Origin of the sequence: Xanthobacter sp. 126 (assembly GCF_000526175.1) — a bacterium.
GTDB lineage: Bacteria > Pseudomonadota > Alphaproteobacteria > Rhizobiales > Xanthobacteraceae > Xanthobacter > Xanthobacter aminoxidans.
Window position 1 is genome coordinate 1,123,346 of record NZ_JAFO01000001.1, and the last position, 17,623, is coordinate 1,140,968.

Annotated in this window: 20 protein-coding genes; 6 read left to right on the forward strand and 14 right to left on the reverse strand. The window is 69.1% G+C overall.

Annotation, left to right across the window (positions count from 1 at the left end; genetic code table 11):
• Positions 1–5: 5 nt before the first annotated feature.
• Positions 6–2,759 carry an MFS transporter gene (locus XAN126_RS0105330; RefSeq protein ID WP_029876746.1) on the reverse strand — a complete coding sequence of 918 codons (2,754 nt, stop codon included), beginning with the start codon at positions 2,757–2,759 and terminating at the stop codon, positions 6–8.
• Between the two features lie 248 nt (positions 2,760–3,007).
• Here XAN126_RS0105330 and XAN126_RS0105335 point away from each other — a divergent pair, with 248 nt between their 5' ends.
• Both XAN126_RS0105335 and XAN126_RS0105340 read left to right on the forward strand, forming a co-directional pair.
• Positions 3,008–3,700, forward strand: coding sequence for a helix-turn-helix domain-containing protein (locus tag XAN126_RS0105335; RefSeq protein ID WP_024277569.1), 693 nt, complete (start codon positions 3,008–3,010; stop codon positions 3,698–3,700).
• Positions 3,701–3,986: 286 nt separating this feature from the next.
• On the forward strand, positions 3,987–5,258 hold the full coding sequence (locus tag XAN126_RS0105340; protein ID WP_024277570.1) for an MFS transporter: 1,272 nt from the start codon (positions 3,987–3,989) through the stop codon (positions 5,256–5,258).
• A gap of 4 nt (positions 5,259–5,262) precedes the next feature.
• Here XAN126_RS0105340 and XAN126_RS25995 read toward each other — a convergent pair whose 3' ends face one another.
• Positions 5,263–5,460 carry a hypothetical protein gene (locus tag XAN126_RS25995; protein ID WP_024277571.1) on the reverse strand — a complete coding sequence of 66 codons (198 nt, stop codon included), beginning with the start codon at positions 5,458–5,460 and terminating at the stop codon, positions 5,263–5,265.
• 12 nt (positions 5,461–5,472) lie between these two features.
• Positions 5,473–6,681, reverse strand: a complete 1,209-nt coding sequence (locus XAN126_RS0105350; RefSeq protein WP_038225676.1) for a lytic murein transglycosylase — start codon at positions 6,679–6,681, stop codon at positions 5,473–5,475.
• A gap of 219 nt (positions 6,682–6,900) precedes the next feature.
• On the opposite strand from XAN126_RS0105350, the gene mtnC reads away from it, so the two are divergent.
• Positions 6,901–7,578: an acireductone synthase gene (gene mtnC, locus XAN126_RS0105355; protein ID WP_024277573.1), complete on the forward strand. Its 678-nt coding sequence runs from the start codon at positions 6,901–6,903 to the stop codon at positions 7,576–7,578.
• Between the two features lie 23 nt (positions 7,579–7,601).
• Positions 7,602–7,931: a 2Fe-2S iron-sulfur cluster-binding protein gene (locus XAN126_RS0105360; RefSeq protein ID WP_024277574.1), complete on the forward strand. Its 330-nt coding sequence runs from the start codon at positions 7,602–7,604 to the stop codon at positions 7,929–7,931.
• Between the two features lie 66 nt (positions 7,932–7,997).
• Here XAN126_RS0105360 and XAN126_RS0105365 read toward each other — a convergent pair whose 3' ends face one another.
• From XAN126_RS0105365 to XAN126_RS0105395, 7 genes are all read right to left on the reverse strand, one after another.
• Positions 7,998–8,483 carry a DUF2269 domain-containing protein gene (locus XAN126_RS0105365; RefSeq protein WP_024277575.1) on the reverse strand — a complete coding sequence of 162 codons (486 nt, stop codon included), beginning with the start codon at positions 8,481–8,483 and terminating at the stop codon, positions 7,998–8,000.
• Positions 8,483–9,772 (reverse strand): SDR family oxidoreductase, encoded by a 1,290-nt coding sequence (locus XAN126_RS0105370; protein ID WP_024277576.1) that lies wholly within the window; start codon positions 9,770–9,772, stop codon positions 8,483–8,485. The genes XAN126_RS0105365 and XAN126_RS0105370 overlap by 1 nt, the downstream gene beginning before the upstream one ends.
• Positions 9,773–9,975: 203 nt before the next feature.
• Positions 9,976–10,326: a hypothetical protein gene (locus tag XAN126_RS0105375; protein ID WP_024277577.1), complete on the reverse strand. Its 351-nt coding sequence runs from the start codon at positions 10,324–10,326 to the stop codon at positions 9,976–9,978.
• A gap of 17 nt (positions 10,327–10,343) precedes the next feature.
• A complete protein-coding gene (locus tag XAN126_RS0105380) occupies positions 10,344–10,778 on the reverse strand; it encodes a hypothetical protein (protein ID WP_245272215.1) in 435 nt (144 codons plus the stop codon).
• A gap of 115 nt (positions 10,779–10,893) precedes the next feature.
• On the reverse strand, positions 10,894–11,535 hold the full coding sequence (locus XAN126_RS0105385; protein ID WP_024277579.1) for an NAD(P)H-dependent oxidoreductase: 642 nt from the start codon (positions 11,533–11,535) through the stop codon (positions 10,894–10,896).
• Between the two features lies 1 nt (position 11,536).
• A complete protein-coding gene (locus XAN126_RS0105390) occupies positions 11,537–11,977 on the reverse strand; it encodes a GNAT family N-acetyltransferase (RefSeq protein ID WP_024277580.1) in 441 nt (146 codons plus the stop codon).
• A complete protein-coding gene (locus tag XAN126_RS0105395; protein ID WP_024277581.1) occupies positions 11,977–12,450 on the reverse strand; it encodes a carboxymuconolactone decarboxylase family protein in 474 nt (157 codons plus the stop codon). The genes XAN126_RS0105390 and XAN126_RS0105395 overlap by 1 nt, the downstream gene beginning before the upstream one ends.
• A gap of 65 nt (positions 12,451–12,515) precedes the next feature.
• On the opposite strand from XAN126_RS0105395, the gene XAN126_RS0105400 reads away from it, so the two are divergent.
• Positions 12,516–13,061, forward strand: a complete 546-nt coding sequence (locus XAN126_RS0105400; RefSeq protein ID WP_024277582.1) for a MarR family winged helix-turn-helix transcriptional regulator — start codon at positions 12,516–12,518, stop codon at positions 13,059–13,061.
• A gap of 140 nt (positions 13,062–13,201) precedes the next feature.
• Positions 13,202–13,951, forward strand: a complete 750-nt coding sequence (locus XAN126_RS0105405; protein WP_024277583.1) for a haloacid dehalogenase type II — start codon at positions 13,202–13,204, stop codon at positions 13,949–13,951.
• A 60-nt stretch (positions 13,952–14,011) separates the two neighbouring features.
• Here XAN126_RS0105405 and uraD read toward each other — a convergent pair whose 3' ends face one another.
• From uraD to XAN126_RS0105425, 4 genes are read right to left on the reverse strand one after another with little or no spacing between them, the layout of a single operon-like run.
• Entirely contained in the window at positions 14,012–14,890 is an 879-nt protein-coding gene (gene uraD / locus XAN126_RS0105410) for a 2-oxo-4-hydroxy-4-carboxy-5-ureidoimidazoline decarboxylase (RefSeq protein WP_051460550.1), read from the reverse strand.
• A 14-nt stretch (positions 14,891–14,904) separates the two neighbouring features.
• Positions 14,905–15,708, reverse strand: a complete 804-nt coding sequence (locus XAN126_RS0105415; RefSeq protein ID WP_024277585.1) for an ABC transporter permease — start codon at positions 15,706–15,708, stop codon at positions 14,905–14,907.
• Between the two features lie 10 nt (positions 15,709–15,718).
• Positions 15,719–16,576 carry an ABC transporter permease gene (locus XAN126_RS0105420; protein ID WP_024277586.1) on the reverse strand — a complete coding sequence of 286 codons (858 nt, stop codon included), beginning with the start codon at positions 16,574–16,576 and terminating at the stop codon, positions 15,719–15,721.
• 2 nt (positions 16,577–16,578) lie between these two features.
• A complete protein-coding gene (locus tag XAN126_RS0105425) occupies positions 16,579–17,622 on the reverse strand; it encodes an ABC transporter substrate-binding protein (RefSeq protein ID WP_051460551.1) in 1,044 nt (347 codons plus the stop codon).
• Position 17,623 lies beyond the last annotated feature (1 nt).

Below are 17,623 nucleotides of genomic sequence, written 5' to 3' on the forward strand. Positions count from 1 at the left end.
TGGTGCTACGCGGCCGCAGCCGGACGGTTGATGCCGCGCGGGGCGATCCCGCGCTCGATGTCGTGGAGGAGGCCGCCCTTGCGGGTGTAGACGGCCCAGGTGATGAGCAGGCAGCTCACATAGAAGCCGAGGAAGGCCCAGAGCGCCGCTTCCGGCCCCCCGGTCAGCGCGATGGAGGTGCCGTAGCCCTTGGGGATGAAGAAGGCCCCGAAGGCGGCGATCGCGGAGGTGAAGCCGGTGATGGCCGCCGCCTCCTTCTCCGCCTGCTTGCGGCGCGCCTCCGCGTCGGCGGCGGGCATCAGGCGCTCCATCTCCTTGGCCATGATCGCGGGGATCATCTGGAAGGTGGAGGCGTTGCCGACGCCGGTGGCGAAGAACAGCACCAGGAAGGCCGCGAAGAAGGCCGAGAAGGCCCAGGGCTCGGCGCGCATGCCGATGGCCCACAGCACGCCCGAGACGCCCGCCATCATCAGCACGAAGACGAAGAGCGTCACCCGCCCGCCGCCGTAGCGGTCCGCCAGCCATCCCGTGCCGGAGCGGGCGAGCGCGCCGACCAGCGGGCCGAGGAAGGCGTAGGAGAGCGCGTTCACCTCGGGGAAGAGGATGTTGGTGAGCAGCGGAAAGCCCGCGGAATAGCCGATGAAGGAGCCGAAGGTTCCAGTGTACAGCCAGCACATGATCCAGTTGTGCTTGCGCTGGAAGATCACCGACTGCTCGCGGAACGAGGCCTTGGCGTCGGCGATGTCGTTCATGCCGAACCACGCCGCGAAGGCGGAGAGCACGATGAAGGGCACGAAGACGAAGCCCGCATTCTGCAGCCACATGGGGGCCGGCCCCGCCGCTGCCTTCACCAGCGCTGGATCACCGCCGAACTTGCCGAACAGGCCCATGGTGATGACCAGCGGCACCACGAACTGCACCACGCTGACCCCGAGATTGCCGAGGCCGGCATTCAGCGCCAGCGCGTTGCCCTTCTCCGCCTTCGGGAAGAAGAAGGAAATGTTGGCCATGGAGGAGGCGAAGTTGCCGCCGCCGAAGCCGCAGAGCAGCGCGAGGATGAGCAGGACCACATAGGGCGTGTCCGGGTTCTGCACCGCATAGCCGATGCCGAGCGCGGGGATGATGAGCGACCAGGTGGTGAGCGTCGTCCAGAGCCGCCCGCCGAAAATCGGCACCATGAAGGAGTAGAAGATGCGCAGCGTCGCGCCCGTGAGACCGGGGAGCGCGGCGAGCCAGAAGAGCTGGTCGGTGGTGAATTTGAAGCCCACCAGCGGCAGCTTCGCCACCACCACCGACCACACCTGCCAGATGGCGAAGGAGAGCAGCAGCGCCGGGATGGAGAGCCACAGGTTGCGCCGGGCGATAGCGCGGCCGGTGGAGGTCCAGAACGCCTTGTCCTCGGGCCGCCAGTCGGTGAGCACCGCGCCGGCCTTGCGGGCGGGGATGGCCGGCGTCGGCATGCCCTGCATTTCCGGCAGCTCGGGCAGCTTTTCCAGCGCCGGGGCGGAGGCTTCCTTCTCCATGTGGCGCACGGCGAGGTGCATCCAGGCGAGCGAGCCCAGCGCGATGACGAACAGCAGCATGAAGCAGCTGGTCCACAGGCCGGTCAGGTCGTTCAGCACGCCGAAGGCGAGGGGCAGGATGAAGCCGCCGAGGCCGCCGATCATCCCCACGAGGCCGCCCACGGCGCCCACATTGTTGGGGTAATAGACCGGGATGTGCTTGTAGACCGCGGCCTTGCCCAGGGCCATGAAAAAGCCCAGCACGAACACCGTGACGGTGAAGCCGAGGAGGCCCATCTCCATGTGGAAGGTGATGGGCCCGTTGATGCCGCGCACCACATAATCCGTGGGCGGATAGGACAGCACGAAGGTGGCGGCCACCGAGACGAGGAAGGTCCAGTACATCACCCGCCGCGCGCCGTAGACGTCGGAGAGATGCCCGCCATAGGCGCGGAACAGGCTCGCCGGCACGGAGAAGGCGGCGGCGATCATGCCGGCCTGCTTGATGTCGAGGCCGTAGACCTTCACCAGATACTGCGGCAGCCACAGCGCCAGCGCGACGAAGGCGCCGAAGACAAAGAAATAATAGAGCGAGAAGCGCCACACCTGGACGTTCTTCAGCGGCTCCAGCTCCAGCCACGCGCTCTTCGGCTTGATGCCGAGGCGGCGGCGCTCCACCAGCACCGGATCGTCCTTGGTGGAGACGAAGAAGAGCACCGCCATCACCACGAGGGCCGCGGCCCACACCTGCGCCACCATCTGCCAGCCGAAGGCGACCAGCACGAAGGGGGCCAAGAACTTGGTGACCGCCGCGCCCACATTGCCGGCGCCGAAGATGCCGAGCGCGGTGCCCTGCTTGCCCGCCGGATACCAGCGCGAGACATAGGCCACGCCCACCGAGAAGGAGCCGCCGGCGATGCCGACGCCCAGTGCCGCGAGCAGGAACTGCGGATAGGTCGCGGCATAGGTGAGGAGGAAGGTGGCCACTGCCGCCGCCAGCATGGTCAGCGCGAACACGACGCGCCCGCCATACACATCCGCCCACACGCCCAGCGCCACGCGGATGAGCGAGCCGGTGAGGATCGGCGTGCCGATGAGGAGGCCGAACTCGGTGTCCGAGAGGCCGAGATCCTGCCGGATACGGATGCCGATGATGGAGAAGATCGTCCACACCGCGAAGCACACGGTGAAGGCGAGGGTGCTCATGGAAAGGGCGCGCCGCTGGTCGCTTTGGCTCGCCTCGATAGGGGTGTGCATGGCTTCAACCCGCCAGTTGCAAAGTCGCGGCCGGACCGCGCGTCGCAAACCTGCGGCGGGGGCGCCGTGGCTTCTTTGATTTGTATCAGTAATAGACTTCGGTCATCAGAAAACAGCGGAGACTTATTGGATGATCCGACGCGAAATATCTTTATTACTGTCTCGACTTTACAAGTTTTGACGCGTCAATTGACATTTGTCAAGCGGTGAAGGCGATGGCATGGTAGGGGTGACGAAACGAGGTGCGCATGAGGCCCGACGACGCCGCCGTGATCCGAAGCCTGCCGCTGTTCGCCGATGCCCGCGAGGAGACTTTCGCGGAGCTGGTGCGCACGGCCTTTCTCCAGCGGTTCCCGCCGGGGGTGACGCTCATCAACGAGAATGACGAGGCGGACTTCCTCCATGTGGTGGTGGAGGGGCAGGTGGAGCTTTTCGCCACCTTCGGCGAGCGCGAGACCACCATGAGCATCGTGGAGCCGGTGGGCACCTTCATCCTCGCGGCGGTGCTCAATGCGCGCATCTATCTCCAGTCCGCCCGCACCCTGCAGAAATCGCAGGTGCTGATGATCCCGGCCGAGAAGGTGCGCGATGCGATGGGCACGGACGCGGCCTTCACCCGTGCCGTCGTCACTGAGCTGGCCCGCGGCTATCGCCGGGCGGTGAAGGAGGTGAAGGGGCAGAAGCTGCGTACCGGGGCCGAGCGCCTCGCCAACTGGCTGCTCCAGCGCGCCGAGGCGGAGGGGGCAGGGCGCATCACGTTGCCGTTCGAGAAACGGGTCCTCTCCTCGCTGCTGGGCATGACGCCGGAAAATCTCTCCCGCGCCTTCGCCGTGCTGAAGACCCACGGCGTGACGAGCCGGGGCGCCATCATCACCCTCGCCGATCGCGCGGCGCTCGCCGCCTTCGCGCGGCCCGATCCGCTCATCGACGGGCCGGAGTGAGGGCAGCCGGCCCCCGCGTCCTTCGCCTCGCGTCCCGCGCTTCGTGCCGGCGGCTCCATGGCCTCACCGCCGTCGTGCTCCGGCTCGACCGGAGCACCCATCCGGCCGTTTGTCCCGGCGGAGACATGGGCCCTCCGGTCGAGCCGGAGGGCGACGGCGGGAATGGATGACGCTGGTCTGCGAAGCGAAGTCCGCGCTGGTCGTGCTTGGCTCTTGATTAAGACCGCCCGTCTTGGCCATGGTGCTCCCGGCCGGTGACTCACCGCGCACGGGCAGGGGGAGAGCCATGGCGGCGACGCGGTTCCACAGGGTGGTGATCTTCCTGCTGTTCGCCATCACGGTGGTGAACTACATCGACCGCGCCGCCATCTCCTATGCCATCCCGGCCATCGAGCAGCAGCTGGGGCTCTCCAAGGCCGCCGCCGGCACCATCCTCGGCGCGTTCGGCCTCGGCTATGCGGTGACGACGCTTATCGGCGGCTTCGCGGTGGATCGCTATGGCGCGCGCATCGTGCTGAGCATCGCGGCGGTGCTGTGGAGCTTGTCCATCGGCCTCACCGGCCTCGCCTCCGGCTTCCTCACCCTCTATCTCGCGCGCACGCTGCTGGGCATGGCCGAGGGGCCGAACTTCTCCGCCGTCACCGGCGCGGTGGAGCGCTGGCTGCCGCCGGCCCGGCAGGCGAGCGCGCTCTCCTATGCGCTGGTGGCGGTGCCGGTGGCGCTCGCCTGCGGCGGGCCGATCGTGACGCAGCTTCTGGCGGCGCTGGGCTGGCGCGGCACGTTCGCCGTACTGTTCGCGCTCTCGCTGGTCTGGGTGCCGCTCTGGTATGTCCTGTTCCGCGACGACCCGGCCCAGTCCCGCCATGTGAATGCGCAGGAACTGGCCTTCGTCCGCGAAGGCCAGAAGGCCGAGGCCGCGCCCGTCCGCCGCTGGCCGCGGATGAGCGAGGTGCGGGTGCTGCTCACCAACCGCACGCTGCTGGTGAACTACTGGGCCTTCTTCGTCTTCGGCTATTTCCTGTTCTTCTTCATGGCCTGGCTGCCGAGCTATCTCCAGCAGTCCTACGGGCTGAACCTTGCCGCCGTGGGCGCCTTCACCGTGCTGCCGTGGCTCTGTGCCGCCGTGGCGCTCTGGGCGCTGGGGCGCTGGTCGGATCACCTCCTGAAGACCACCGGCCGGCTGCGCGTGTCGCGCTCCTATCTCATCGCCGGGACGCAACTGGTGGCGGCGCTCGCGGTGGTGCCGGTGGCGTTCAGCGCCAGCCTGCCGGTGGCCATCGCCTGCATCTCGCTGGCGGTCGCCGCCTCCATGGGGGCGAACGCGGCCTATTTCGCGGTGAATGTGGACATCGTGCCGGAGAAGGCGGCGACGGCGCTCGGCATCATGGATTTCTGCTTCGCGCTGGCCGGCTTCATCGCCCCTGTTATCACCGGCTTCGTGCTGTCCCTGCGCGGCTCGTTCGCCGACGGCTTCGGCCTGATGGCGGTGCTGGCGCTCTCGTCCGTGGTCCTCGTCCTCGCCTTCCACCGGCCGGACGAGGACCGCGCGATCCCCTGAGGCGTCAGCGCCGCGCGCGCATCACCGCGGCGAGCGCGAGCAGGATGGCGGACGTGGCGATGCCGGCCGTCACCACGCCCGCAGGGGTCCAGCGGGCCGTTCCCTGAAGGGAGATGCTCTTGCCGATCTTCAGGTCCCACGTCGCCTTCATCTCCTCGGGGTGATAGGGGGTGGCGGGGGGCTCGTCGCGGGTCTCGCTCATGGTGTTTCCCGTTCAGCGTCCGGCATTCATGGCGTTCAGCACGGCCTCGCTCGGCCAGCAATCCACCTTGAGCCCGGCGGATTTCTGGTAGGCGCCGAGCGCCGCGCGCGTCTGCATGCCGGCCTTGCCGTCGATCTTGTCGGAATAGAGCCCCAGCCGCGCCAGATGCTTCTGCATGGCCTCCACCGATTTCGTCTTGAGCTGGGAGGAGGCCGACCACGGCGTGCGGAAGGGCGAGGGATCGGTCATGCGGTCGGAGAGGTGGCCGACGAACAGCACGTAGAGGTCGGAGAAATTGTACTGCTTGATGACGAAGTAGTTCGCCGTGGTGAGGAAGGACGGGCCGTAGGTGCCCTCCGGCTGCAGCAGCGAGGCGGGCTGCGCCACCTCGCTGGCGGAGAGGCGGCGGACGGGGGCGTAGCGGGCGCGGATCCACTCGCCGATGGGCTGCTTGAACTCCGGCACGCCCATGGTGCAGTCGGCATTCACCGGCGCCAGCACCTCATAGGCCCAGCGCACGCCCGGCTGCCATCCCTTGTCGGCGAGCTGCTTGGCGGCGGAGGCGAGCGCGTCCGGCACCGAATGCCAGATGTCGGCATGGCCGGTGCCGTCGAGATCGACGCCGTGCTTCACATAGTCCGAGGGCAGGAACTGGGTGAGGCCGGTCGCCCCGGCCCAGGAGGCGCGGAAATCCTTCCGGCTCACGTCGCCGTCGTTCAGCATCTTCAGGGCGAGGATGAACTCGGTGCGGTACTGGTCCTTACGCCGGCCGGCATAGGCCTGCGTCGCCAGCACTTTGAGCGCGTCGTGGGGCGAGGTGTAGCGGCCGAAATCGGTCTCGCGGCCCCAGATGGCCAGCACCACGGGGGCGGGCACGCCGAACATGGCCTCGATGCGGTCGAGGGGCGCCTTGTATTTCTGCATCAGCCGCTGCCCCTCGGCGGCGAGGCGGGCGATGGTGGCCTCCTTCACATAGGCCGCCGGCACCTGCACGAACTCGGCCTGTCCACCGGCCCCGGTGGAGGGGCGGCCGGGCAGAGCGAGGTCGGGCAGCTTGTAGTCGGGCTCGAGGCCGGCCGTCTCCCGCTCGAAGGTGGCGCGCGACACGCCCGCCGCCTGCGCCTCCGGCCACAAGGAGGCGATGAATTGCGTGAATGCAGCATCCGCCGCCTGCGCCGGTGCGGCAGCGGCGATGGTGAGGGCCAGGGTCCAGGCGATCAGCCCGGCGAGGAGGCAACGGCAACCGGCAGGCAAGGGACGGCTCATCGATCAGGGGAAAGCGGTGCCGGAGGGTAGCATGGCCGCCGCCGCCGCCAAAGCCGGCGGCTGGCACGGCGGGTGCTTGCCTTCCCTTCAAACCCGATCGGCGTGCCGGGGAAGGGCCGCATTGGCGCGTTCCCGACACGGGCGCTTCCCCGGGGGTAAGGCAGAGGCGGTTTCATGGCCATAGAGGCGGTGCTGATGGACATCGAGGGCGTTCTCGGCCCCCAGTCCTTCCTCGATGAGACGCTGGTGCCCTATGCCAGCGAGCGGCTCGGCGCCTTCATCGCCGCATATGGCGAGGCGGACGAGGAGATCGAGGATGCGCTGGACGAGGCCGGCCGCCTCATGGGCGGCTTCTCCCTCAAGCCCCGCGAGGCGGAGGCGCTGCTGCTGCGCTGGATGAAGCAGGGCCGCAATCCGACGCCGCTCAAGATCATCCAGGGCCGCATCTGGCAGGAGGGGTATGCGGCCGGCGCCTTCAAGGCGGAGGTCCATGGCGATGCCGGGCCGAGCCTTGCCGCCTGGAAGGGGGAGGGGCTGAAGCTCTTCACCTTCTCCTCGTCGTCGGAACTGGCGCAGAAGCTCTGGCTCTCCTCCGCCGGCTCGGATGCGGAGCGCCTGCTGGACGGCTTCTTTGACACCCGCATGGGTCAGAAAATGGAGGAGGAGGCCTACAAGGCCATCGCCCAGGAGATCGGCCTCGCCCCGGCGCAGATCCTCGTCCTCTCCGGGAACGTCGACGAACTGGACGCCGCCGCGTCCGCCGGCCTCGCCACGACGCGGATCGCGCGCGATGGCGGTGACAGCGGAAGGCACCCGGCGGCGGCGGACCTCGCGTCCGTCATCCTGCCGTGAGACGGCGGGCGGGGGGCTGAATCTTGGCGCGCTTCACCGTGGAAACCCGCAACGGCGCCCGCCAGGAGGTGACGGGGCGCGACGGCGCGACGCTGCTGAAGGCCATCCGCAAGGCCGGCATCGAGGAACTCGCCGCCCAGTGCGGCGGCGGCTGCGCCTGCGCCACCTGCCATGTCTTCGTCACCCTGCCGGAGGGCGTGACAGCGCCCCCGATCAGCCCCGGCGAAAGCCGCATGCTCGCCACCAGCCAGAACCGCACCCTCGCCTCCCGCCTCGCCTGCCAGCTCAAGCTGGAGCCCGCGCTGGACGGCATGGCGGTGGTGATCGCGCCGGAGGAGGCGGGGGACTTCTAGAGCATTTTCGAGCGAAGTGGATACCGGTTCGCGTGAAGAAAATGCGTCAATTCAACAACCTGGGCGTCAGCCGAGGGTGAAGGCCGGAAGGTCCGGCCGCACGATCATCAGCCAGAAGATGCCCAGCACGGCCGCGAAGGCGGGGAAGCCGAAGGCGAACCAGGTCCAGAACAGGCGATGATAGGCGGCGGGCAGCGCCGTGCCCGCCGTGGCGGCGGCCTCTGCGAGCTTCCGCATGCGCATCTGCATTCCCACCACCGGCAGCCAGAACGCGCCGGTGAGGAGATAGAGGGCGATGGACAGCACGATCCATCCCTCGGTGAGCGGATAGCCTGCCGTCTGCGCCAGCAGCGCGCCCGTGACCGGTTGCAGCACCACGGCGGTGGCGGTGAAAAGGAAATCCGCGAGGACCACGATGCGCGCCACCGCCGCCACCTTCACGGCGCTGCCGGTGACATGGGCCATCACCATGAAGAAGGCGATGCCCGCCCCGGTGCCGAGCAGCACCGTGGCGCCGATGACGTGAAGGAACTTCAGGACGAAATAGGCCATCACCGGTCCCTCAGGATGGCGAGGGCGACGAGGTTGAGCATCACCGCGGGTGCGATCTTCACCAGCGGGCCGAGCGGATCGAGCCATAGGCGCGGCAGGAGCGCCGTGCCGGCGACCACATACAGCAGCGAGACGGCGAGCGCCGCCCACAGGGCCACCCGCGTGGTGCGGCGGACGGCGATGCCGAAGCCGATGGCGAGGTCCGCCAAAGCGCCGCCGATCGCGAGCGAAGCAGCGAGGGCGCCGGCGCCGCCCTCCTTCAAGAGCCCGACCCCCGCATCATAGGCGGGGCCGAGGGAGAGGAGCCCGGTCACGATCCAGAACAGGGCGAACAGGACGAAGATTGCCGGCTTCAGCGTGTAGAGGGCAGCGAACCAGCGTTCCTGCACGCCCGCGGGCTCGGCGGCGAGGGCGTCGGCGAGGGATTGCGGCCGGATGCCGGTCATCCGCGTCCAGGGGCCGGGATCGCCGGTGGCGCCGCGGGCGATCTCCCGCGCGATGGTGCTACGCAGAGGCGGACGCCAGCCGAGGCGGCCGATGCCGTCGCCGAGCCGATACATCAGGCGGGCGATCCAGCCGGGGACGCCGATGGTTCGCGCAGGAGCAAAGCCCAGCCACCGGCGATAGGCGGCGATGACCTCTTTCAGGGGCAGCCGCTCCGGCCCGGCGAGGTCAAGCTCCACGCCGGCCGGCGCGTCGGGGCTGACGAAGAAGGCCACCGTCTCCGCCACATCGTCGAGCTGCACGATCTGCAGGTCGGCGGTGTCTGGAAACAGCGGGAAAACGGGCAAGGCGGCGAGCCCGCGGAACATGGCGCTGCCGCCATAGGCCCTGCGTCCCACCACCACGGACGGGCGCAGGATCACATGACCGAGCCTGCTCGCCGCCAGCAGGGCATCACCCTCCTGCTTGGTGCGGGAGAAGTCCGAGGACGCGCCCGTATCGACGCCGATGGCGGAGATGTGGACCACGCGCCGCACGCCGGCGAGGTGGCAGGCCGCGATCAGCGTCGCCATCCCTGAGACATGCACGCGCGCGACGCTCTCGCCCGGCCCGTCCTGAAGCAGGCCGGCGGCGTTCACCACCGCGTCCGCGCTGTCCAGTTCACGGGCCAGTTGTTCGGGCGTCGCGGTGCCGAGGTCGAGCGCCACGAAGCGTCCCTTGGGCAGGGTGCGGGCCGCCGTCTCGATGTTCCGCGCAAGGCCGACCACCTCATGCCCCGCCGACGCCAGCCGCGCCAGCACGGCGGAGCCGATGAGGCCGGTGGCGCCGAGGACGATGATCCGCATGGCGCTGCTCCCGGGCGCGATCCGACACATTCCCTCTCTCGGCCAATCGCGTCCGCGCCGCAAGGCGAAGGTCCGGACCGCCCCCGCGACATGCGGCGGCACCCGTTCCACGGGCGCGCCGGGCGGCCTCTGTCATCACCGGCAAGGGGCGGGCGGCCTTCATCGCCGGCTTCCAGGGTGAGGCGGAGCGCGGTGGCGCGCCCTCACTCCGTCGCGAGGCGTTCGGCGAGTTCGCGCACGTCGTCCCAGCTCAGGCGATGGGCGGCGGCGCCGGTGTCCACATCCACCCCTTCCGCATGGACGGCGGCGGAGAAGTCGCCGTCCATGCCCACGGGACTGAGATAGAGGAAATCCGTGCGCCGCCAGTCGTGCGCGACGGCGGTGAAGGCGCGCGACAGGGTGCGCCCCTCCTCCAGCGTCAGGTCGTAGTGCAGCGCCTCGCTCAGCGTCATGCGCAGCATGTCGCCGAGGAGGCGGTGGGACACGCGCCGGACGAAGGGATAGGGGACAACAGGATCGGGGACGCCGGGGGCGGCAATAAGGGGATCGGGCATGGCGAAATCCTCACCGCTCAGAGCGACCGGACCTCTTCCGCCCTGGCGACGAACTCCAGCCTGTCCGCCGCGTCGAAGTCCGCCACGGGCACCGCGAAGACGAAGCGGTTCGCGTACCAGAAATTGCCGAAGGGCAGGAACAGGCTGCCCGAGGCGAAGGTGGCGAGCGGCGTGTCGCCCGCCTTCAGCACCGCCTCGAAGCCGGGGCCGGCTTCAGCTGCGGCGGTGTTGTCGCCAAACACCTCGAACTGCACGACGAGCCGCACCAGCGGCGCACCGGCCTCCTCCGTCTTGATGGCGATGACCTTCAGGTCCTGGAAGCGCCGGCCGATGGTGCCGTCCGCCAGCAATTGCGGGAATTCATGCACGCGCCCCTTCTTCACCGCGAGGCCATCGGCGGGCAGCACGCCGAGGTCGGCGAGCCCGGTGGGCTTGGCGGGGGCCAGTGTCACGCTGGCGCGGGTTTCCTGCAATGCCGGCAAAATACGCTCCCGTCGGGCTGGTCGTTGGAAATGCGACAAAAATCGACATCGCCCGGCCAGAAGCACATTGCGCGCCAGATGCCCCTCAGGCTCCCGGCCCCAGGGCTGCGGCCGCGCGGGCGATGCACCCCGCCTGCCACTTCCGCGCCGCCGCGCGGGCGGCCGCCACCTTCTCCGGGCCCCGGTTCATCTCCTCCAGGCAGAGGACGTCGAGGCACGACAGGCCGATGGTCGCGAGCACATAACGCAGATAGGGCGTGAGGAAGTCCGCCTGCCCCACCGGCTGCTCTCCCAAGCGCCCGCCGCAGGAGACGATGGCGAAGGCGGGCCGGTCGGCGAGGAGTCCCTGCTTGCCGGCCGGCGTGGAGCGGAAGGTGCGGCCGGGGCGGACCACATGGTCGATCCAGGCCTTGAGCGCCGATGGCACGGTGAAATTGTGCATGGGCGTCGAGATCACCAGCACATCGGCGGCCTCGATTTCCGCGATGAGCGCCTCGGACCGGGCGAGCGCCGCTCTCTCGGCCGGTCCGCGCATGTCCGGGGCCAGCGCGTTCGCGCGGGCGAAGTCGGGGCCGGGGTGCGGGAGCGGCGTGTGGGAGAGGTCGCGGCGGGTCACCGTCCATCCGGGCGTGGCGGCCGCGACTGCGCCCGCGAGTTCTTCCCCCACGGTCCGGCTGAATGACGCCGCGCCGCGGGGACTGGCGGAGACGTGGAGCAGGCGCCGCATGTCATCCCGCCCCGGGAAGCGGGATGTTGAACCGCAGCGCCATGGCGAGCAGGCCCTGGCGATAATAAAAGCGATGGCCCAGCGGGTTGTCGAGCCCGGTATCGAGCACCAGCTTGGCGCAGCCCAGCGCCGCCCCCCGTGCCTTCAGCTCGTCCATCAGCCGCGCCCCGTGGCCCCGGCTGCGTTCCGTCGCCTCGGCGACGAGGTCGTCCACATAGAGGAAGCGGCCGTGGATCAGGCTCTCCGTCACCCGGTAGCCGGCGAGCGCGACGGGCGCGTTTCCCGCCCACAGCGCGAGGATGCGATAGCCATCCGCCGACTGCCGCCGCCAGCGCCGGGCCAGTTCCTCAGCGGAGGCCAGATGCGGCCGCAGCTGGTGCATCAGCGGATAGCACAGGGCGATCTCGGCCTCGCCGACGTCGCGGAGTTCGGATGCGGGCATCACGCGGCCCTCGCCAGCGGCGGGGCGAAGCGCAGGGCGACGGCGATGCGGTTCCACTGGTTGATGGTGCCGATGGCGACGGTGAGGTGCATCGCCTCCTCGGCGCTGAACACCTCCAGCAGGTTTGCGTAATCGGCATCCGAGGGCGGTCCCCCGGAGGTCAGCGTCAGGGCCTCGGTCCAGGCGAGGGCGGCGAGCTCGCGCGGGGTGAACACGCCGGCCTCGCGCCACGCGGCGACGAGATCGAGCTTCTCCGCGGGGACCGCGAGCCGGCGCGCCACGGTGAGATGATACTGGATGCAGAAGGCGCAGCCGTTGATCTGGGAGGCGCGCAGCTTGGCGATCTCGGTCAGCGGCTTCTCGAGGCCGGACTCGTCGACGCTCTTGCCCAGCGCCAGCAGCGCGGCATAGGCGGCGGTCTTGGCAAACGCTTCGTAGGACAGGCGTGGCTCGTGGGGGTTATGGGCGCTCATGCTGGTTCCCGGAGTGGCGACGTGATAATATCAAAGTTCGAACAATATATTCGAGTTCTGATATTATGCGCAAGCCCGTCCCCCCGACCCTTCCCGCGCCGTCCCGGAGTCCCGCTTCGGACGAAAGTCCCGCTCCGGGCAAAATCCCAGCTCCAGGGCATGGCAAGCGCGGGGAGGACGGGCACCTCGGCTACCTGCTGCGCCAGGCCAATGTGGCCTTCCGCACCCGTCTGGAGCGGGCGCTTGCCGACACCGGCGTCACCCAGCCGCAGTTCGTCGTGCTGACCATGATCGACGCCTATCCCGGATGCTCGGGCGCCGACCTCGCACGGCTGTCGTTGCTGACGCCGCAGACCGTTTCCGTGATCGTTTCCAATCTCAAGCGGGATGGCCTGCTCCAGTCCGGCCCGCACCCGGTGCACGGGCGCATCCGCTGCCTGAGCCTGACCGTCCCCGGCAACGATGTGCTCGCCCGATGCAAGGACAGCGCGAATGCGCTGGAGGCGGAGATCGCCGCCCCCCTGTCGGCGTCCGAGGCGGCGGTGGTGCGCCGCTGGCTGGTCAGGGTCGCGACCGGGGCCGATGGGCTGCCGGAAGCCGGCGGCGACTGAACCCGCTCCCGCCGCGGGATGCGATTTCCGAGGCGCGGTTCGACGAGGTGGTCTTTCGCGCCAACACCGGGCTGCGCGATGATGCGCCGGCCGGCAAGAACCTTCACCGATCGGCACGCGCACACAGCGGGAGGAACAACATGATCAAGGCCGTCGTGTTCGACGCTTACGGCACGCTCTTCGACGTCCAGTCGGTGGCCGACGCCACCGAGCAGGCGTATCCCGGCCGGGGCGAGTACATCACGCAGGTGTGGCGGCAGAAGCAGCTGGAATACAGCTGGCTCCGGGCGCTGATGGGGCGCTATGCGGACTTCTGGAGCGTCACGCGGGAGGCGCTGGCCTATACCCTCGGAACGCTGGGACTGGAGCCGGACGAGGCGTTCCTCGCCGGCATGGCGCAGGCCTACAACCACCTCACGCTTTATCCCGACGCCGCCCGATGCCTCGCGGAGATGGCGCCGCTCAAGCGCGCCATCCTCTCCAACGGCGCGCCCGACATGCTGCGGGCGCTGGTGGCCAATGCGGGCCTCGCCGACAGCTTCGACGCCGTGATCAGCGTCGATGCCAAGCGCGTGTTCAAGCCCCATCCCGAGGCCTATGCGCTGGTGGAGGAGGTGCTGGGCGTGACGCCCGCGGAGGTGCTGTTCGTGTCCTCCAACGGCTTCGACGTGGGCGGCGCGAAGAATTTCGGCTTCCGCGTCGCCCGGGTCGCCCGCCTGCCGCGGGAGGCGCTGGCGCGTGAACTGGCCTCGGGCGCCATCGCGCCCTTGACCGTGTTCAAGGCGCTCAGGATGCAGGAGGAGACCTATGCGGAGGCGCCGGATTTCGTGGTGCCGGCCCTCGGCGACCTGCCGCGGCTGATCGCAGAGACGGCCGGAGGGACGCGGTGATGGACGGGTGGGAGGGCGAACGCAGGCCTGTCGAAGAGCGCGGCGCTGCCGCCTTTCCCCTCAGCTGCCGCGATAGGTGGTGTAGGAGCCGGGCGAGAGGAGGAGCGGCACGTGGAAATGCTCCTCCGGATTCCACACGGTGAAGGCCACGCGCACCTTGCCGAGATAGGCCCGGGCGGTGGTGGAATAGCCGTGCCGGGCGAAATAGGTGGGCGTGTCGTAGCGCCACTCATAGGTGCCGGCGGCAAGGTCGCCGCCGCCGAGGAGATGGTGGTCGCAGGCGCCGTCCGCGTTGGTGACGAAGGAGGTGATGCGCGTCATCCCGCCGTCGCTCTCCCGCCGCCACAGCTCCACGCCCAGCCCGCCGGCCGGCGCCGCCCGCACGGTGTCGAGCACATGGGTGGAGACGCTGCCCGTGGGCGCGGCACGCACGCGGTCGAGCAACCGCATCCAGGAGATGGCCGCGACCTCCGCCAGCGCCTCCGCGCGCTCCGCCTCGGGGCTTGCCGCGAGGCGCCGCTCGAAGGTGGCGAACAGGGTCTCCAGCGAGGCCTTGCGCACCGCGAGGATGAAGGGATAGCCGAACCGCGCCTCGTAGGCGGCATTCAGCCGGTCCAGCCGGGCGCTGATGTCGGCATCGAGGGCATCGAGGCCGAGGGCGGTCTGCTCGGCGGTGGATTCGGCCGTGGTGCCGCGCCGCAGCGTCTCGGGGGAGAGGCGGGGATGGCCGTTGAGGAAGTCCGCCAGCGCCGGCGCGGGCAGCGCCGCGATGCCGGCGAGCATGGCCCTGTGCAGAGCGGTGAGGGTGGCGAAGGGGCGCGCGGCGGCAGCATTCCGGGCCACCCAGGGGGCATTCTCGAACACCGGGCCGAGGGCGGCCGCGAAGTCCGGCGCGGACATGGCGTTCAGCGCGTCGAGGCGCAGGAGGTCGTTATGCACATCCCGTCTCCCGGTCATTTCATGAAGCGTGAGAAGCCGGCGACGCGCTCCATCAGCACCATCATCAGCACGGTGGCGATGATGATGACGCCGCAGGCGGAGGCGGCCCGGCTGTCGAGCTGGTTCTGGATGATGTCCCAGAGATAGATGGGCAGCACCTGCGTGCGGGCATCCTGGAGGAACAGCGACACTGGCACGTTGTCGAACGAGGCCATGAAGGCGATGAAGGCGCCGGAGGCGACGCCCGGGCTGATGAGCGGCAGCGTCACCGTCCGGAACGTGTGCAGGCGCGACGCGCCGAGGCTGCGCGAGGCGTCGAGCAAAGTCGGATCGAGCTGGGCGAGGCTGGCCAGCGTGGTGCGCAGCACGAAGGGCACGCACACCACGATATGGCCGATGGCGAGCGTCAGCGTCGAGGGCCGCATCCCCAGCATGGAGAACAGCATCAGCGCTGCGAAGCCGAAGGCCAGCGCCGGCAGGATCAGCGGCGACATGAACAGCGTCTCCAGCCCCCGTGCCACCGGCCCCTCGCTGCGGGCGATGCCGAGCGCGGCGGCCACCCCCAGCACCACGCAGGCGGAAACGCTGATGACCGCCACCTTCAGGCTCACCCACAGCGCCGCCTGCAATTCGTTGGCGTCGATGAGCGCCGCGTACCAGCGCAGCGAGTAGCTGGCGGGCGGGAAGTGCAGCGCCTCCTCCCCGGTGAAGGAGAGGATGAGGATGACCAGCGTCGGCCCCGCCAGCGCGATGACGCAGATGAGGGAGAGGAGGCCGAACACGGTGTTGAAGGAGAGGGTCTGCCAGTCGCGCAGCATGGCGTTTCTCCTAGCCGTAGAGCCGGGCCGCGCGGCTGCGCGACAGTGCCACCAGCATGGCGACGATGAGCAGCACCGAGACCATGAAGATGACGGACACGGCGGCGGCGAAGGGCCAGTTCTGCAAATCCATGGCCTGCTGGAAGATCATCATGGGCATGAACAGCAGCCGCGAGCCGCCGATGAGCGACTGGGTGACGAAGGCCGTCACGCACGCCGTGTAGGTGAGGATCGTTCCGGCGATGATGCCGGGCAGCGACAAGGGCAGCGTGACCTTGAAGAAGGTGCGCCACGCCCCCGCGCCCAGCGCCTGCGAGGCGCTCTCCAGATTGGGATCGATGCGCTGGAGCGTGGTGATGAGCGGCAGCACCATGAGCGGCATCTGCACCTGCGCCAGCACGATGACGACGCCGGTCTCGCTGAACAGCAGCTTGAGCGGCTGCGCCGAGAGGCCCAGCGCCAGGATCGCCTCGTTGACGATGCCGTGGCGGCCGAGGATGACGATCCACGCGAAGGTGCGCACCACCACGCTGGTGACGATGGGCAGCACCACGAGGAAGATCAGCACGGCCTGCCAGCGGGCCGCGACCCGTGTGCACAGCCACGCCAGCGGATAGCCGAACAGCAGGCACAGGAGCGTCGCCTTCGCCCCGACGAGCAGCGTGTCGCGCAGCACGGCGAGGTTGAGGCCGTCGGTGAGGAAGGCGGCGTACTGGCCGAGACCCAACGTGCCGGTCATCTGCCGCTCGGTCTCGAAGCTGATGGCGACCAGCAGGCCGAGCGGCGCGAGGAAGAACAGCGTGAAGAAGGCCGCAAGCGGCAGCGCGAGCGCCCAGTCCCGGGATTTGGAGTGATGGGCGCCCGCCATGGTCACACCCGGATGTCGCGGTTGAACTGCTGGGTCCAGGCGGCGCGGTTCTGGTTCACCTTGGCCCAGTCGAAGAACACCATCTTGTCGAGGTCGGCCGGGCTCTTGGCGATCTTCTCCGCGACAAGCCCGGCATAGGGCACCTTGCTGGAGGTGGGGATCACGTTCCACGGCGACTTCTGCATCTCGCTTTGCACGTCGGGCGAGATCTGGCTGTCCACATAGGCATAGGCCAGCTCCGGCTTCAGCGCGCCGGCGACGATGTGCATGGTGGTCTTCCAGGCCGGGGTGCCGGTGTCGACGCGGACGAACTCGATGGGCACGCCCTTGGCCTTCAGCTCCTCGGCGAAGTTGAAGTTCTGCACGCCGATGTCGATCTCGCCCTGCTGGAACAGCGCGCCGTGGGCACCGAAATTGGCGGAGACGGCGGCAAGGTTCGGCAGCAGCGTCTTCAGCTTCTTGAAGCCCGGCTCCATGTTCGCCTCGGTGCCGCCGGCCAGCCGGTTGATGTCGAGCAGGAAGGCGAGGCCGAGGGTGGAGGCGAGCGAGGTGATGCCCACCCGGCCCTTGTATTCCGGCTTCCAGAGATCCTCCCAGGAGGTGGGCGGGGTCTTCACCGTCTTCGGATTATAGGCGATGCCGATGGCCTGCATGGTGATGGCCGGGCCGTAGGCGCCCTGGAACTTGGGGTTCAGCGCCGCGAAGTTCCGCGACTTGGCCGGGTCGTACTTGGCGATCAGGCCGGCATCGATGGCCTCCAGCGCCGGGCCCTCGTCCAGCATGGCCACGTCGAACGGCGGCTGGTTGCCCTTGGCGGCGGTGAGCTTGGCGATCTGCTCGGTGGCCAGCATGGGCGATTGCACCACGCTCGCTCCGGTGCGCTTGACGAAATAGGGCGCCAGGATCTGCTTCTGCACATTGGCCCAGGTGCCGCCGAAGGTGGCGGCCACCAGCTCGTCCGCGGCGAAGGCGCCGCGCGGGGCGAAGGCGAGGCCGGCGGCGGCCGCGGAAGCGAGGAAAGCTCGCCGGGACATTTCGAACGTCATG

What these genes read in the sequence shown, in the direction of transcription:
- XAN126_RS0105330 (WP_029876746.1), bottom strand. Translation starts at nt 2,759, where the DNA reads ATGCACACCCCTATCGAGGCGAGCCAAAGCGACCAGCGGCGCGCCCTT.
- XAN126_RS0105335 (WP_024277569.1), top strand. Translation starts at nt 3,008, where the DNA reads ATGAGGCCCGACGACGCCGCCGTGATCCGAAGCCTGCCGCTGTTCGCC.
- XAN126_RS0105340 (WP_024277570.1), top strand. Translation starts at nt 3,987, where the DNA reads ATGGCGGCGACGCGGTTCCACAGGGTGGTGATCTTCCTGCTGTTCGCC.
- XAN126_RS25995 (WP_024277571.1), bottom strand. Translation starts at nt 5,460, where the DNA reads ATGAGCGAGACCCGCGACGAGCCCCCCGCCACCCCCTATCACCCCGAG.
- mtnC (WP_024277573.1), top strand. Translation starts at nt 6,901, where the DNA reads ATGGCCATAGAGGCGGTGCTGATGGACATCGAGGGCGTTCTCGGCCCC.
- XAN126_RS0105365 (WP_024277575.1), bottom strand. Translation starts at nt 8,483, where the DNA reads ATGGCCTATTTCGTCCTGAAGTTCCTTCACGTCATCGGCGCCACGGTG.
- XAN126_RS0105370 (WP_024277576.1), bottom strand. Translation starts at nt 9,772, where the DNA reads ATGCGGATCATCGTCCTCGGCGCCACCGGCCTCATCGGCTCCGCCGTG.
- XAN126_RS0105375 (WP_024277577.1), bottom strand. Translation starts at nt 10,326, where the DNA reads ATGCCCGATCCCCTTATTGCCGCCCCCGGCGTCCCCGATCCTGTTGTC.
- XAN126_RS0105385 (WP_024277579.1), bottom strand. Translation starts at nt 11,535, where the DNA reads ATGCGGCGCCTGCTCCACGTCTCCGCCAGTCCCCGCGGCGCGGCGTCA.
- XAN126_RS0105390 (WP_024277580.1), bottom strand. Translation starts at nt 11,977, where the DNA reads ATGCCCGCATCCGAACTCCGCGACGTCGGCGAGGCCGAGATCGCCCTG.
- XAN126_RS0105395 (WP_024277581.1), bottom strand. Translation starts at nt 12,450, where the DNA reads ATGAGCGCCCATAACCCCCACGAGCCACGCCTGTCCTACGAAGCGTTT.
- XAN126_RS0105400 (WP_024277582.1), top strand. Translation starts at nt 12,516, where the DNA reads ATGCGCAAGCCCGTCCCCCCGACCCTTCCCGCGCCGTCCCGGAGTCCC.
- XAN126_RS0105405 (WP_024277583.1), top strand. Translation starts at nt 13,202, where the DNA reads ATGATCAAGGCCGTCGTGTTCGACGCTTACGGCACGCTCTTCGACGTC.
- XAN126_RS0105415 (WP_024277585.1), bottom strand. Translation starts at nt 15,708, where the DNA reads ATGCTGCGCGACTGGCAGACCCTCTCCTTCAACACCGTGTTCGGCCTC.
- XAN126_RS0105420 (WP_024277586.1), bottom strand. Translation starts at nt 16,576, where the DNA reads ATGGCGGGCGCCCATCACTCCAAATCCCGGGACTGGGCGCTCGCGCTG.
- XAN126_RS0105425 (WP_051460551.1), bottom strand. Translation starts at nt 17,622, where the DNA reads ATGACGTTCGAAATGTCCCGGCGAGCTTTCCTCGCTTCCGCGGCCGCC.